The sequence below is a fragment of the Rhodanobacter panaciterrae genome (assembly GCF_014651895.1).
Classification (GTDB): Bacteria; Pseudomonadota; Gammaproteobacteria; order Xanthomonadales; family Rhodanobacteraceae; genus Rhodanobacter; species Rhodanobacter panaciterrae.
This window is the reverse complement of sequence record NZ_BMXT01000001.1, coordinates 1,468,857-1,483,232: the sequence shown is the minus strand read 5'-3', so window position 1 is coordinate 1,483,232 and position 14,376 is coordinate 1,468,857. Positions and strand designations below refer to the sequence as shown.

Annotated in this window: 14 protein-coding genes; 10 read left to right on the top strand and 4 right to left on the bottom strand. The window is 62.5% G+C overall.

What is annotated here, in order from left to right; translation table 11 throughout:
• Positions 1–129 precede the first annotated feature (129 nt).
• The 9 genes from rbfA (at position 130) to gyrA (ending at position 10,599) form a co-directional block, all read left to right on the top strand.
• Positions 130–522, top strand: a complete 393-nt coding sequence (rbfA, locus tag IE071_RS06845) for a 30S ribosome-binding factor RbfA (RefSeq protein WP_189440334.1) — start codon at positions 130–132, stop codon at positions 520–522.
• A gap of 28 nt (positions 523–550) precedes the next feature.
• Positions 551–1,477: a tRNA pseudouridine(55) synthase TruB gene (truB, locus tag IE071_RS06840; RefSeq protein ID WP_189440333.1), complete on the top strand. Its 927-nt coding sequence runs from the start codon at positions 551–553 to the stop codon at positions 1,475–1,477.
• A 167-nt stretch (positions 1,478–1,644) separates the two neighbouring features.
• On the top strand, positions 1,645–1,914 hold the full coding sequence (rpsO, locus tag IE071_RS06835; RefSeq protein ID WP_007513234.1) for a 30S ribosomal protein S15: 270 nt from the start codon (positions 1,645–1,647) through the stop codon (positions 1,912–1,914).
• A gap of 83 nt (positions 1,915–1,997) precedes the next feature.
• Positions 1,998–4,112, top strand: a complete 2,115-nt coding sequence (gene pnp / locus IE071_RS06830) for a polyribonucleotide nucleotidyltransferase (RefSeq protein WP_189440332.1) — start codon at positions 1,998–2,000, stop codon at positions 4,110–4,112.
• Positions 4,113–4,233: 121 nt separating this feature from the next.
• Positions 4,234–5,325, top strand: a complete 1,092-nt coding sequence (locus IE071_RS06825) for a poly(R)-hydroxyalkanoic acid synthase subunit PhaE (RefSeq protein WP_189440331.1) — start codon at positions 4,234–4,236, stop codon at positions 5,323–5,325.
• Between the two features lie 12 nt (positions 5,326–5,337).
• Entirely contained in the window at positions 5,338–6,405 is a 1,068-nt protein-coding gene (locus IE071_RS06820) for a class III poly(R)-hydroxyalkanoic acid synthase subunit PhaC (RefSeq protein WP_189440330.1), read from the top strand.
• A 35-nt stretch (positions 6,406–6,440) separates the two neighbouring features.
• Positions 6,441–6,632: a PspC domain-containing protein gene (locus IE071_RS06815; protein ID WP_189440329.1), complete on the top strand. Its 192-nt coding sequence runs from the start codon at positions 6,441–6,443 to the stop codon at positions 6,630–6,632.
• 108 nt (positions 6,633–6,740) lie between these two features.
• Positions 6,741–7,760 (top strand): S-methyl-5-thioribose-1-phosphate isomerase, encoded by a 1,020-nt coding sequence (gene mtnA / locus IE071_RS06810; protein ID WP_189440328.1) that lies wholly within the window; start codon positions 6,741–6,743, stop codon positions 7,758–7,760.
• A 223-nt stretch (positions 7,761–7,983) separates the two neighbouring features.
• The gene (gene gyrA, locus IE071_RS06805; protein WP_189440327.1) at positions 7,984–10,599 is read left to right on the top strand and encodes a DNA gyrase subunit A; all 2,616 of its coding nucleotides are present in this window, start codon (positions 7,984–7,986) and stop codon (positions 10,597–10,599) included.
• 156 nt (positions 10,600–10,755) lie between these two features.
• Here gyrA and IE071_RS06800 read toward each other — a convergent pair whose 3' ends face one another.
• Complete coding sequence (locus IE071_RS06800) at positions 10,756–11,199, bottom strand: hypothetical protein (RefSeq protein WP_189440326.1); 444 nt, start codon at positions 11,197–11,199, stop codon at positions 10,756–10,758.
• A gap of 1 nt (position 11,200) precedes the next feature.
• Positions 11,201–11,683 carry a peroxiredoxin gene (locus IE071_RS06795; protein WP_189440325.1) on the bottom strand — a complete coding sequence of 161 codons (483 nt, stop codon included), beginning with the start codon at positions 11,681–11,683 and terminating at the stop codon, positions 11,201–11,203.
• 255 nt (positions 11,684–11,938) lie between these two features.
• Here IE071_RS06795 and IE071_RS06790 point away from each other — a divergent pair, with 255 nt between their 5' ends.
• Positions 11,939–12,841 carry a DnaJ C-terminal domain-containing protein gene (locus IE071_RS06790; RefSeq protein WP_189440324.1) on the top strand — a complete coding sequence of 301 codons (903 nt, stop codon included), beginning with the start codon at positions 11,939–11,941 and terminating at the stop codon, positions 12,839–12,841.
• A 71-nt stretch (positions 12,842–12,912) separates the two neighbouring features.
• Here IE071_RS06790 and IE071_RS06785 read toward each other — a convergent pair whose 3' ends face one another.
• Both IE071_RS06785 and IE071_RS06780 read right to left on the bottom strand, forming a co-directional pair.
• The gene (locus IE071_RS06785) at positions 12,913–13,278 is read right to left on the bottom strand and encodes a response regulator (protein ID WP_077441820.1); all 366 of its coding nucleotides are present in this window, start codon (positions 13,276–13,278) and stop codon (positions 12,913–12,915) included.
• A 90-nt stretch (positions 13,279–13,368) separates the two neighbouring features.
• Positions 13,369–14,367 carry a YhdH/YhfP family quinone oxidoreductase gene (locus IE071_RS06780; RefSeq protein WP_189440323.1) on the bottom strand — a complete coding sequence of 333 codons (999 nt, stop codon included), beginning with the start codon at positions 14,365–14,367 and terminating at the stop codon, positions 13,369–13,371.
• Positions 14,368–14,376 lie beyond the last annotated feature (9 nt).

Genomic DNA, 14,376 nt, shown 5'->3' with positions numbered 1-14,376 from the left:
CCGGCAAAAGCATCTTTTTTTCGAGCTTTTCGCCATGCCAGCCCCTCATCCGTACCTCTCCCCCAGGGGATAGGTGTAGAGCTCATCGCCGCTACGCGGCGCTGCGCCGTTATTTGATTGGAGATACTCATGCCATCCCGTGATTTCAAACGTACCGACCGCATCGGTGCCGAGTTGCGCCGCGAACTGGGTTTGCTGGTGCATGCGGCCGTGCGCGATCACGGGCTGCCGTCGGTCAGCGTGTCGGATGTGGAAATCACCCGTGATCTCGATTGGGCCACCGTGTGGGTGACCGCCATGCTGCCCGAACAGGGTTTGCCGGCGGTAAAGGCACTCAACGAGATCGGCCACGAGATCCGCCATTCGCTGGCACACAGCGGCATGCGCATGCGCCGGGTGCCGGAGCTGAAATTCAAGTATGACGACTCGGTCGACAAGGGCGAGCGCATCGAGTCCTTGCTGCGTGGGCAGGCGCGCGATCTGTTACCGCCCACCGACCCCACCGACGACAAGCAGGGCTGAGCCTGGATAAGCAGGCGCCGCTGAACCGATGAGCCGTCTTCCGCGTATCAAGCACCGTGATCTGCACGGCATCGTCCTGCTCGACAAACCGCTGGGCCTGAGTTCCAACCAGGCGCTGCAGTCTGTGCGAAAGCTGTTGCGCGCAGCCAAGGGTGGCCATACCGGCGCGCTCGATCCGCTGGCCACTGGCCTGTTGCCACTGTGTTTCGGCGAGGCGACCAAGCTGGCCGGCAGTCTGCTCGGTGCGCGCAAGGCTTATGTGGCTGAGTGCCGGCTGGGCATCACCACCGATACGGCTGACTGCGAAGGCGAGATCGTGCGGCAACGCCCGGTACCGGCGCTTGACGATGCCACCATCGAGGCGGCGCTGGCCAAGCTGCGTGGACGCATCTCCCAAGTACCACCGATGTATTCGGCGCTCAAGCAGGATGGCGAACGGCTGTATGCGAAGGCGCGTCGTGGCGAGACCATCGAAGTGCCGCCGCGCGAGGTGGATATCCACCGGCTGGAGCTGCTGGCACGCACCGACGACACGCTGACTCTGCTGGTGGAGTGCGGCTCCGGCACCTATGTGCGCTCGCTGGCGGTGGACCTGGGTGAAGATCTGGGCTGTGGCGCGCATCTGACCGCACTGCGCCGCCTATGGGTGGATCCGTTTCGCGAGCCGCGCATGGTGACGCTGGAGCAGCTGCAGCAGGCGGCGGAGCAGGGGGACGAAGCCTTGCTGGCGTGGTTGTTGCCGGTGTCGGCCGGATTGTCCGATTTGCCGGTGCTGCAGCTCGATGAGCAGCAAAGCATGGCGATCTCGCGCGGCCAGCAGATCCCGCTGCCGCAGGCGCCGTCAAGCGGCCGTTGTGCCGCCTATGCCAGTGATGGCGCGCTGCTGGCGCTGCTGGAGCTGGATGATGAGGGCCGTGCCCGCATCCTGCGCGGCTTCAACCTGCCGCCCGACTGAAGAAATTGCGCCGATAAACCGCTGCGCACTTGTTGTAACACCACTCCCATCAGTAGAATAGACAGGTTATTTCAACGCTTTCATTCATCTAGGCGAAGCTTGTGCTTGCGTCATCGCGATGATGCAAGCACAAGCTTCGCATCGCCTTTCCAAGGAAACGTATACCCATGTCCCTTACCGCAGAACAGACCGGCAAGATCATTGCTGATTTCGGCCGCGTGCCGAACGACACCGGTTCAACCGAAGTCCAGGTGGCCTTGCTGTCCGCCCGCATCGACCATCTCACCGGCCACTTCAAGGAACACAAGCAGGATCACCATTCCCGCCGTGGTCTGCTGAAGCTGGTCAACCAGCGCAAGCGTCTGCTCAGCTATCTGAAAGATCGCGATCTTGCGCGCTACCAGACCCTGATCGAACGCCTCGGCCTGCGTCGGTAATTTCGTGCGCTCATCCATGAGCGCAAAGATCAAGAGGCGCCCATTCCTGGGCGCACTCCTCAATCAGATCAGGAATTAAGCACGTGGCAAAAGTAACCAAGTCATTCCAGTACGGTAGTCACGAAGTCACGCTGGAGACGGGCGAAATTGCCCGCCAGGCGTCCGGCGCGGTGATGGCCAGCATGGGCGGCACCGTGGTGCTGGTCACCGCCGTGGCGGCCACCAAGCAGAAGGAAGGGCAGGATTTCTTCCCGCTCACCGTCGACTACGTCGAAAAGTTCTACTCCGCCGGCCGCATCCCGGGCGGCTTCTTCAAGCGCGAAGGCCGTCCGACCGAGAAGGAGACGCTGACCTCGCGTCTGATCGATCGCCCGGTGCGCCCGCTGTTCCCGGAAGACTTCAAGAACGAAGTGCAGGTCATCGCGCAGGTCGTCTCGCTCAATCCCGAGATTGACGGCGACATCGTCGCGCTGCTCGGCGCGTCTGCCGCGCTGTCGCTGGCCGGCATCCCGTTCAAGGGTCCGATCGGCGCCGCCCGCGTCGGCTACGCCAACGGCCAGTACCTGCTGAACCCGACGGCCACCGAGCTGAAGACTTCACAGCTGGACTTGGTCGTCGCCGGTACCGCTGGTGCGGTGCTGATGGTGGAATCCGAGGCCCAGCTGCTGTCCGAAGACGTGATGCTCGGCGCAGTGATGTTCGGTCACCAGCAGATGCAGACCGCGATCCGTGCGATCGCCGAGCTGGCTGCCGAAGCCGCCAAGCCGTCGTGGGACTGGAAGGCACCGGCGCGCAACGAATCGCTGGTCGCCGCGCTCAAGGGCGCCGTCGGCAACAAGCTGGACGAAGCGTTCCAGGTGCGCGACAAGCTGCAGCGCCGCGACGCGATTTCCGCGATCAAGGCCGACGTGTTGGGTGAGCTGAAGGCGCAGGCCGAAGCGAACGGCTGGGCTGCTGGCGACATGGCGAAGGAATTCGGCGAGCTCGAATACCACACCATGCGCGACAGCGTGCTGAAGACCAAGGTGCGTATCGACGGCCGTCAGCTGGACGACGTCCGTGCGATCACTGCCCGCGTCGGCGTGCTGCCGCGTACCCACGGCTCGGCGCTGTTCACCCGTGGCGAGACGCAGGCGCTGGTCGTCATCACGCTGGGCACCACGCGTGACGCACAGATCATCGATGCGCCGGGTGGCGAGTCGAAGGATCCGTTCCTGTTCCATTACAACTTCCCCCCGTTCTCGGTGGGTGAGGCTGGCCGTTTCGGTGCGCCGAAGCGTCGCGAGATCGGTCACGGCCGTCTTGCCAAGCGCGGCGTGCAGGCAGTGAAGCCGACGATCGAGGAATTCCCGTACGTGGTACGCGTGGTCTCGGAAATCACCGAGTCCAACGGTTCCTCGTCGATGGCCTCGGTGTGCGGTTCCTCGCTGGCGATGATGGATGCGGGCATTCCGCTGAAGGCACCGGTGGCCGGTATCGCCATGGGTCTGGTCAAGGAGGGCAACGACTTCGTCGTGCTGTCCGACATCCTGGGCGACGAGGATCATCTCGGCGACATGGACTTCAAGGTGGCCGGTAGCGCCGATGGCATCTCCGCGTTGCAGATGGACATCAAGATCGACGGCATCACCGAAGAGATCATGAAGGTGGCGCTGGAGCAGGCCAAGCGTGGTCGTCTGCATATCCTCGGCGAGATGGGCAAGGCGCTCACCACTGCCCGCACGGAAATGAGCGAGTTCGCCCCGCGCCTGATCACCATCAAGATCCATCCGGACAAGATCCGCGAAGTGATCGGCAAGGGTGGCGCCACGATCCGTTCGATCACCGAAGAGACCGGCACCACGATCGACATCAGCGACGACGGCACCATCATCATCGGCTCGGTCAATCGCGAAGCGGGCGAAGCGGCGAAGAAGCGCATCGAGCAGATCACATCTGACGTCGAGCCGGGCCGCATCTACGAGGGCAAGGTCGCCAAGCTGATGGACTTCGGTGCATTCGTGACGATCATGCCGGGCAAGGATGGTCTGGTGCACGTGTCGCAGATCTCCGACGAGCGTGTCGAGAAGGTTTCCGACAAGCTCAAGGAAGGCGACATCGTCAAGGTCAAGGTGCTCGAAGTCGACAAGCAGGGCCGCATCCGCCTGTCGATGAAGGCCGTCACCGAAGACGAGCGCGCCAGCGGCGCCACCGCCTGAGTTTCAAGTTAGCGTGACTCCACAAGGCCCGGCTCATGCCGGGCCTTGTGCGTTTTGCTGTCGATGATTTTGTGCAATACGTTTTTGCTAGGATGCAGAGACCACGCATGAGGACGCACCGATGGCCGACCCCGCGAACGATTTCATCAGGGACTATCAGACCCTGGCGCAGCAGTCATGGGACGCCTGGACACGCCAGCTGCAACAGCAGCAGCCTCAGCCCGTAGCGAATCCATTTTTCACGCCGCCGACAGCACCGGCTTCCGGCAACGACACGCTGGAACGCACCCTGGCCGGCCTGAAGGGGTACTTCGACTGGATGCAGGGTGCTGCTGCCAATGGTGCCGCGGCCCAGCCGGTCGATTGGCGTCAGCAATTGCAGCAACTGTTCGGTGGTGCCAGCCAGCCATTTGCGCAGGCGTTCGGCGGCATCGACAGCGCCGGCGCGGAAGGCTTTGCGCGGCAATGGCAATCCTGGCAGCAGGCGGCGCAGCACGGAGGCTTTGGCGATCTGCCGGGTATCCATGGGCCAACGCCGGCGTTCGGTCAGGATCGCGAGCAACAGATGAAGCAGCAGGCGATGGCAGCTGCCGTGCTGGCATCGTTGCAGGCTTCCGCGCGTTATCAGGCGTTGATCCAGCGCTCCAACACGCAGGCGATGCAGCGGCTGCAGGACAAGCTGGCCGAGCGTGCCGAGCCCGGTCGCCAGATCGATTCGCTGAAGGCGCTGTACGACCTGTGGGTAGACGCTGCGGAAGAGGCCTACGCCGAGATCGCGCTGACCGACGAGTTTCGCGAGGCTTACGGCGAGATGGTCAACACGCAGATGCGCGTGCGCCAGATGCAGCAGCAGCAGACCGAGCAATTCTGCCAGCAACTCGGCGTACCGACGCGCAGCGAGGTGTCGAGCCTCGGCGAACGACTGCAGGCCTTGCGCCGGGAGTTCCGTGCCAGCGCCGCGCCAGCGGCCGCAGATCATGCTGACGAGATCATGGCCTTGCGCCGTGAACTGGCTGCGCTGAAGCGTCAGTTTGCCAGTGGCTCGGCCGCGGCATCCGCAACCAAGAAGGCTGCGCCCGCCAAGCCGTCGACTTCAGCGGTAAAGACGTCTGTTTCGAAGGCCCCGGCAAAGGTGGCGCGTGCGACAGTGGCCAGCAAGGCCAAGTCCACTGTGGCATCTCCCTCCCGCACCAGCCCGCGCAAGCGCAAGTAAGGAGAGATCGTCATGTACACGCCATTGCGCATCGACCCGACCAAGGCCTTGGGCGATATCGCTACGTTCCAGCGCAAGCTTGCCACCGGCATGGGCCATCTGCGCAGCATGCGCGAGCCCGAGTATGCGAACACGCCGCGCGAGCTGGTCTACAGCGAAGACAAGTTGAAGGTGTGGCACTTCACCGGCCATGGCAAGACCACTTCGAAGACACCGTTGCTGATCGTCTACGCACTGGTCAATACGGTGTGGATGACCGACCTGCAGGCCGACCGCTCGATGGTGCGCAACCTGCTGGAGCAGGGCGAGGACGTCTATCTGATCGACTGGGGCTATCCCGACGGCGCCGATCGCTGGCTGACCCTGGACGATTACATCAACGGTTATCTCGACCGTTGCGTCGATGCCGTGCGGAAACGTCACGATCTCGATGCGATCAACCTGCTCGGCATCTGCCAGGGCGGCGCGTTCTCGCTGTGCTACACCGCGCTGCACGCGGACAAGGTGAAGAACCTGATCACCATGGTCACGCCGGTGGACTTCCACACGCCGGACAACATGCTGTCGAGTTGGTGCCGCAGCATGGACGTGGACTTGTTTGTCGACACCATGGGCAATATCCCCGCCGGGCTGATGAACTACGTTTACCTCACGCTGAAGCCGGTGCGGCTGAACCAGCAGAAATACATCGGCATGGTCGACATCCTCGACAACCCGACTGAGCTGGAGAACTTCCTGCGCATGGAGCGCTGGATCTTCGATTCACCGGATCAGGCCGGCGAGACGTTCCGCCAGTTCATCAAGGATTTCTACCAGGGCAACAAACTGGTCAAGGGCACGCTCGAGATCGGCGGCAAGCCGGTGGACCTGGGCATGGTGACCCAGCCGGTGCTGAACATCTTCGCCGAGCAGGATCATCTGGTCCCGCCGGATGCCTCGCGCGCACTGGGCAAGCATGTCGGTACTACCGACTACACCCAGCTCGCGTTCAAGGGTGGCCACATCGGCATCTATGTCTCGGGCCGCGCGCAGCGTGAGGTGCCGCCGGCTATCCACCAGTGGCTGCGAGCACGCGATTGATTTCAGCGCGATTGATTTCAGATGGGGATAGATAAGTGAATACGGATAAACGTTTGTGCCGTTCACGCAGCAACCGGACCTTGGCCGGTGTCTGCGCCGGAATTGCCGATTACTACGGCTGGGATCCGACGCTGGTGCGGGTTGCCTGGATCGTGCTTACCTTGCTGGGCGGATCCGGCATCCTGCTTTACCTGATCATGTGGCTGGTGATGCCCGAGGCGTCCTGACTGGTGTCCGTTCGATATCGCGTGTCGCGGTATCAGCCGGCAAAAGTACCATCCACGATTTCGAATGCTACTGTCGTTGCCTGCACCGGCTTCGGCGATAATGCGCGGATGACTACGCATTCCGAAACCCACGATTCCATCCGCGCCGTGCAGTGGCAGGGCGACCATCTGCGCCTGCTCGATCAGCGCCTCCTGCCTGGCGAAGAACGCTGGATCGATTGCCGTGATGCGGCGCAGGTAACGCAGGCAATTCGCGATCTCGCCGTTCGCGGCGCACCGGCGATCGGGATTGCCGCGGCATGGGGCGTGGCGATGGCGGCGCAGCAGCATGCCGCGCTGGATGAAGTCCTGGCGATGTTGCGTGCGGCGCGCCCCACTGCGGTGAACCTGATGTGGGCGCTGGACCGGATGAAGAAGCGCCTCGCTGCCGGCGCCGATGCCGAAGCGCTGCTGCGCGAGGCACAGGCGATCCAGGACGAGGATCTGGCTGCGAACCGGCACATGGGCGAACTCGGTGCCTCGCTTATCACTCCCGGCTCGGGCGTGTTGACCCACTGCAATACCGGCTCGCTGGCTACGGCCGGTTACGGCACCGCGCTCGGCGTGATCCGTGCGGGTGTGGCGGCGGGCCGGATCAACCGGGTCTACGCCGGCGAAACCCGGCCATGGCAGCAAGGCGCCCGCCTGACCATGTGGGAGCTGGTGCGCGATGGCATTCCGGCGCAATTGATTGCCGATTCGGCCGCTGCGCACCTGATGAAATCCGGTGCCGTGCAATGGGTAATCGTGGGTGCCGATCGGATCGCCGCGAACGGCGATACCGCCAACAAGATCGGCACCTACCAGTTGGCGATCGCCGCGAAATACCACGGCGTGAAATTCATGGTGGTGGCACCGTCATCCACGGTCGACATGGCCACCGGCACCGGCGAGGAAATCGAGATCGAGCTGCGCGATCCCACCGAGTTGCTCAGCACCGCGGGGAAACGCACTGTGGTCGAAGGCGCGCAGGCGTGGAATCCGGTGTTCGACGTGGCACCGGCCGAGCTGATCGACGCGATCGTGACCGAGCGTGGCGTGATCGAGCGGCCGAACAGCCTCGCGATGCAGGCGATGTTCGGGTGGTGAAACCCGGCTTCCGCAGTCGCTGCGCTGATCAATTTTTCGACAGTGCGTCGCGCGCTTTTCATGATCATCAAAACGTCATCATAAGTTGTTGATTAATAACGACTAAATCCTGTCGTTTTGATGTCATTCGTGCTACACTTTACAGGTTGATTTCGGGTCGCTCGCGCATGCGCTGGAGGCGCGGCGCCAGCGTCCTTTTTTTCGTCATCAGGGAAGCCGATTCATGGCAGAACTCGCCAAAGAAATCATTCGTGTCAACATCGAAGACGAGATGCGCCAGAGCTACCTCGACTACGCCATGAGCGTGATCGTGGGCCGCGCCCTCCCGGATGTCCGCGATGGTCTGAAACCCGTACATCGCCGTGTGTTGTTCGCGATGCACGAACTGGGCAACGTCTGGAACAAACCGTACAAGAAGTCGGCCCGCGTGGTCGGTGACGTGATCGGTAAATACCATCCGCATGGCGATCAGTCGGTCTACGATGCGATCGTGCGCATGGCGCAGCCGTTCTCGCTGCGCTACCTGCTGGTCGATGGCCAGGGCAACTTCGGCTCGGTCGATGGCGACAACGCGGCCGCGATGCGATACACCGAAGTGCGCATGTCGCGGCTCACGCATGAGTTGCTGGCCGACATCGACAAGGAAACCGTCGACTTTGGCCCGAACTACGACGAGAGCGAACACGAGCCGCTGGTGCTGCCGGCGCGCGTGCCGAACCTGCTGATCAACGGTTCGTCCGGTATCGCCGTCGGCATGGCCACCAACATCCCGCCGCATAATCTCAACGAAGTGATCGCGGCGACGATGGCCTTGATCGATGAGCCGACGCTGTCGATCGACGACCTGATGCACTACATCCCGGGGCCGGATTTCCCGACCTACGGCATCATCAACGGCTCCTCCGGCATCATCGAGGCGTACCGCACCGGTCGTGGTCGCATCCTGGTCCGCGCCAGGGCAGAGATCGAGACCGAGTCGAACGGTCGCGAGACGATCATCATCCACGAGCTGCCGTACCAGGTGAACAAAGCGCGGCTGATCGAGAAGATCGCCGAGCTGGTCAAAGAGAAGAAGCTCGAAGGCATCAGCGAGCTGCGCGACGAGTCCGACAAGGACGGCATGCGCGTCGTCATCGAGATCCGCAAGGACGCGATGGGCGACGTGGTGCTGAACAACCTGTTCCAGCAGACCCAGCTGCAGGTGACGTTCGGCATCAACATGGTGGCGCTGCTCGATGGCCAGCCGAAGCTGATGAACCTCAAGGACATCCTCGAAGCGTTCATCCGCCATCGTCGCGAAGTGGTCACCCGCCGCACGATCTTCGAGCTGCGCAAGGCACGTGCGCGTGCGCACATCCTCGAAGGTCTGACCGTCGCGCTGGCGAACATCGACGAGATGATCGAGCTGATCAAGACCTCGTCGTCGCCGACCGAAGCGCGTGAGCGCATGGTCGCCCGACGCTGGGAAGCCGGCATGGTGCGTGCGCTGCTTTCGGCTACCGGCGCCCATGCGTCGCGCCCGGAAGAAATGGATCCGCGCGATGGCCTGAAAGAAGACGGCTACCAGTTGTCCGAGGCCCAGGCGCTGGAAATCCTCGCGATGCGTCTGCATCGCTTGACCGGCCTAGAGCAGGAAAAGCTTTCCGACGAATACAAGCAGATCCTGGAAACCATCCGTGGCCTGATCGAGATCCTGGAAAACCCCGAGCGTCTGCTCGAAGTGATCCGTGGCGAACTGGAAGCGGTCAAGGCCGAATTCGGCGATGCGCGTCGTACCGAGATCCAGCATTCACAGGAAGACCTCAACGTACTCGACCTGATCGCGCCGGAGGACGTAGTGGTCACGCTGTCGCATACCGGTTACATCAAGCGTCAGCCGGCCAGCACCTATCGCGCGCAGAAGCGTGGCGGCAAGGGGCGCTCGGCGTCGGCGCTGAAGGACGAGGACTTCGTCGAGCAGCTGTGGGTGGTTAACACGCACGACACCTTGCTCACCTTCACCAGCACCGGCCGAGTTTATTGGCTCAAGGTCTATCAGATGCCGGATGCAGGTCCGGGTGCGCGCGGCAAGCCGATCATCAATCTGTTGCAGCTTGGCGAGGGCGAAAAGGTGCAGGCGGTGGTGCCGGTGCGCGAGTACCGCGATGACTGTTTCGTGTTCTTTGCAACGAAGCAGGGCACGGTGAAGAAGACGCCGTTGACCGAGTTCGCGTTCCAGCTGCAGAAGGGCAAGATCGCGATCAAGCTCGACGAGGGCGATGCGCTGGTCAACGTCGAGCTTACCGACGGCAACAGCGACATCCTGCTGTTCGCCTCGAACGGCAAGGTCAATCGCTTCGACGAAAACACCGTGCGCTCGATGGGCCGTACCGCTACTGGCGTGCGCGGCATGCGGCTGGCCGAAGGCGCGCAAGTCGTTTCGCTGATCGTGGCGGCTGAAGGTGACATCCTTACCGCGACGGAACGCGGCTACGGCAAGCGCACCCAGCTGGTCGAGTTCACCAAGAAGGGTCGCGGCACCCAGGGCGTGATCGGCATCCAGTGTTCCGAGCGCAATGGCGCGCTGGTGGGTGCCGTGCAGGTCACCGAGGCGCACGAGCTGATGCTGATCTCCAATCAGGGCACCCTGGTGCGCACCCGCGTGGCGGAAGTCTCGCAGCTCGGCCGCAACACCCAGGGCGTCACCCTGATCAAGCTGCCGGCTGATGAAAAACTTGTCAGCGTGATGCGGCTGGATGCTGATGAGGATAACGGTGAGGAAGGTGTGGTTGCTGATGCGTCGGCACCAACCGAGGGTGGAAGCTCGGACGTGACTGAGCCGACAGCTACGGAAGAATGAGCTTGATGCAGTCTTGAACAAAACCCCGGCATGCCGGGGTTTTTGTTGTCGGAACGTTGCGTGTGCCTCGCATCTGTACTGGATGCTTCTGATCGCGACTGCCGAAATGATCAGGGCTGCATACTGCAAAGGCATTCACAGCGGGGTGGTGTAGTGTCAGTCCACTACGCCCTCTAGATAGCAGCCCTCATATGCTACTGGAGGGGGCACTATTCCGGTTGAATGAAACAGGCCGTCCGAACCGAGTCGTACTTCGAGCGGGTAGGTGGCCTGATCGCTGCCATTGACTGCCATGTCCTTGATACACAGGAGCATGTTGTCGCGTTGCTTACGGATGATGCGGACGGCGAAAAACCAGCTTCTCCCGTTTGTATACGCACCTACATCTCCCTTGCTTCCAATCGGCTTGAAGTCGATAAAGCCGTAGTCCATGGGAGTATGCGCACCGATCCGCGCACGGCTTTTCATTGAATTGGGGAAGGACAGCACATCGAGATGGCGGGTCACATAGAGCGTTGCTTCGGTGTGCGCTGTCGCCGTGAGGGCTGCTTCATGCTGGCCAGCAGCAAGAAACAGGGAGAGCGCGAGCCAGGCTTGCATGTCAGTGCTCGATCGCCGCCAGCATCACCTCAGCGGTGGAAACACGCAGCTCGCCGGGCGCCTCGACCTGCAACACGCGCACCACACCATCTTCCGCGTACAGCGCAAAGCGGCGTGTACGCAGGCCCATGCCGAATGCAGTGCCATCCAGTTCCAGTCCCAGCGCGCGGGTGAAGCTGGCGTTGCCATCGGCAAGCATCAGCAGGCCGGCGGGAACCTGCTGAGAGGCGGCCCAGGCCTGCATCACGTAGCCATCGTTGACGGCGAGGCACATCACGCTGATGTCGCGTTGCTGGAATTCGGCGTAGTGGCTGATATAGCCGGGCAGATGCTTGTTCGAGCAGGTCGGAGTGAACGCCCCGGGCAGGCCGAACAGCAGGACTTTTCGCCCGGCGAACAATTCACCGGTGTGGCATGGCTTTATCTCGCCGTCGATGAGCTGGATGGTGGTGTCGGGAATGGTGTCGCCGGGTTGGATGGTCATGCAGGTCTCGGACTCAGGGAAGGGGGTAACACCATGCTAGATCGCCTGGTGGCGGGCTGTCGCCTTGAATCGTCCGCGGCCGCACCTATTTCTGTGGCAGTTGGTGATTGAGACAGCGGTTCAAGCCGTCAGCGGGTGAAGAAAGCGCCGACGCCGCCTTGACGCATTACCATCAACACCTGTCGCCAAGTCGTATGCAGGCCTTGCCCGCAGCGGAGTCGATCGCCGCTGTTTCGTGTAAGCCGGGGAGTGTTCGTGGAATTCAAAGACTATTACGAGATTCTGGGTGTGAAGCCCGATGCCAGCGAGGCCGAGATCAAGGCGGCGTATCGCAAGCTGGCGCGCAAGTACCACCCGGACAAGAACAAGGAAGCCGGCGCCGAGGAGAAATTCAAGGCGGTCAACGAGGCCAACGAAGTATTGAAGGATGCCGAGAAGCGGCGTTCGTATGATCAGCTGCGTGCTGGCGGCTATCGCGGTGGCGAGCAGTTCCGTCCGCCACCGGGCTGGCAGGGTCAGCACCAGGGTTTTGGTGATGGTGGCGACGGCGATTTCAGCGATTTCTTCGAGAGTCTGTTCGGTCGTGGTGCGGCCGGTGGCGGCCAACGCGGCCAGCCGCGTCCGCGGCGTGGCCAGGATGTGCAGGCGTCAGTGCGGATCGACCTGCAGACCGCGTTCGACGGCGGTCGCACGCGGTTGGCGCTGCATGACCCGGCCGGTGGCGAGCGCGTGCTGGAAGTGAAGATTCCGGCTGGCATCAACCCCGGGCAGGTAATCCGTCTTTCGGGGCAGGGACAGCCGGGCATGGCCGGTGGGCCGAATGGCGATCTGCTGCTGGAAGTGGGCATCCACGACGATGCGCGTTTCCGCTTGGATGGCCGCAACGTGGTGCATGTTTTGCCGATCGCACCGTGGGAAGCGGCGCTTGGCGCGACGGTGCCGGTGCCGACCCTGGCTGGCACGGTCGATCTGCGTATTCCGGCCGGTTCGCAGTCGGGGCGCAAGCTGCGCCTGAAGGGTCGTGGCATGCCCGGTACGCATCCGGGCGACCAGATGGTGGAACTGTCGATCCGCGTTCCGGTGGCGGACAGCGACGAGCAGCGCGCGGCCTTCGAAACGTTGCACGAGCAGTTCAAGGACTACGATCCGCGGCGCTAAGCTGAAGCAGGCGGGCAAATGAAAACGGCGCCTGCGGGCGCCGTTTTTCTTGAGCTTGGGAGCAACGAGGGTCAGTGCGGCAGAAACTCGTTCAGTGCCTTGACCAGTTCCTCTTCCTTGATCGGCTTGGTCACATAGGCCTTGGCGCCCTGACGCATGCCCCAGACCTTGTCGGTCTCCTGATCCTTGGTGGTCACCAGGATGATCGGGATATGCGCAGTGTCGGCGTTCTTGCTGATCGTGCGGGTAGCCTGGAAACCATTGAGGTTAGGCATCACCACGTCCATCAGGATCAGGTCGGGCTTTTCCGCCTTTGCTACTTCGACACCGGCTGCACCGTCTTCGGCGGAAAGCGTCTCATGCCCGAGTTTTTCGACGATTCGCTTGATACCCAGCAATTGTGACGGGGAGTCGTCGACGATCAGGATGCGTGCCATAAGGTGATATTCCCCTGCGAGTTTCGTTGATTCTAAGCCGTGGCGATGCTACTTCCAAGCGCGGTTTCGCCCAACCCATATGCGCTTTCGTCAAATTGTGCCGTCGATCCGCACGAGCGTGCGACCAAAAGAGTCGCCTGCAAGCATACGCGTAAACACTTCAGGCAGTTCATCGAGCGTGATTTCACGCGTCGCGATGCGCTCCAGATGTTGTGGTTTCCAGTCGCTGGCCAGATGTCGCCAGACCTCGTCACGGATGTCACGCGCGGTACCGGCCGAGGCGATGCCGAGCAGGCTGGCGCCGCGGATGATGAATGGCATCACGGTGCTGTCGAAGGCGATGCCGCCGGCATTGCCGCAGATCGCCACGTTGCCGTAGGGCGCGATCAACGGCAGCAGGCCAGCCAGCATCGTGCCGCCGACATTGTCCAGCGCACCGCCGAAGCGCACCGAATCCATTGGCTTGCCGCTGAAGACGAGTTGGTGGCGGTCGATGCATGCGCTGGCGCCGAGATTGCGCAGGAAGTCGAAGTGATCCGCCTTGCCGCTGATCGCATGTACCTCGTAGCCGACACGACTGAAGATGTCGATCGCCAGCTGACCCACGCCGCCGCTGGCACCGGTCACGGCAATCGGGCCGAGTGCCGGCGTCTGCCGGTTGTCCTGCATGCGCAGCAGTGCCAGTGCGGCGGTGAAGCCGGCGGTGCCGAGGATCATGCTCTCGCGCAGGCTCAGGCCCGATGGCAGCGGGATCGTCCAGCGCGCGTCCAGCCGCGCATATTCACCGTAGCCGCCGTCGCGTGTCTCGGACAGGCCGCTGCCGGTGCACAACACCGCATCGCCTTCCCTGAACGCGGGATCGGTGGAGGCGACCACGTGGCCGGCGACGTCGATGCCGCTGTTGAGCGGGAACTGGCGAAGGATCTTGCCTTTGCCGGTACCGGCCAGCGCATCCTTGAAGTTCACCGACGAATATGCGGCCTTGACCAGCACCTCGCCCGGCGATAGCGCATCGGCCGTCATGCTCTCGATGCCGGCGCGGTAGCCGGCATCATCGTTGTGGATGCGAAAAGCGCGGAACGTGGTCATCTCGGATCT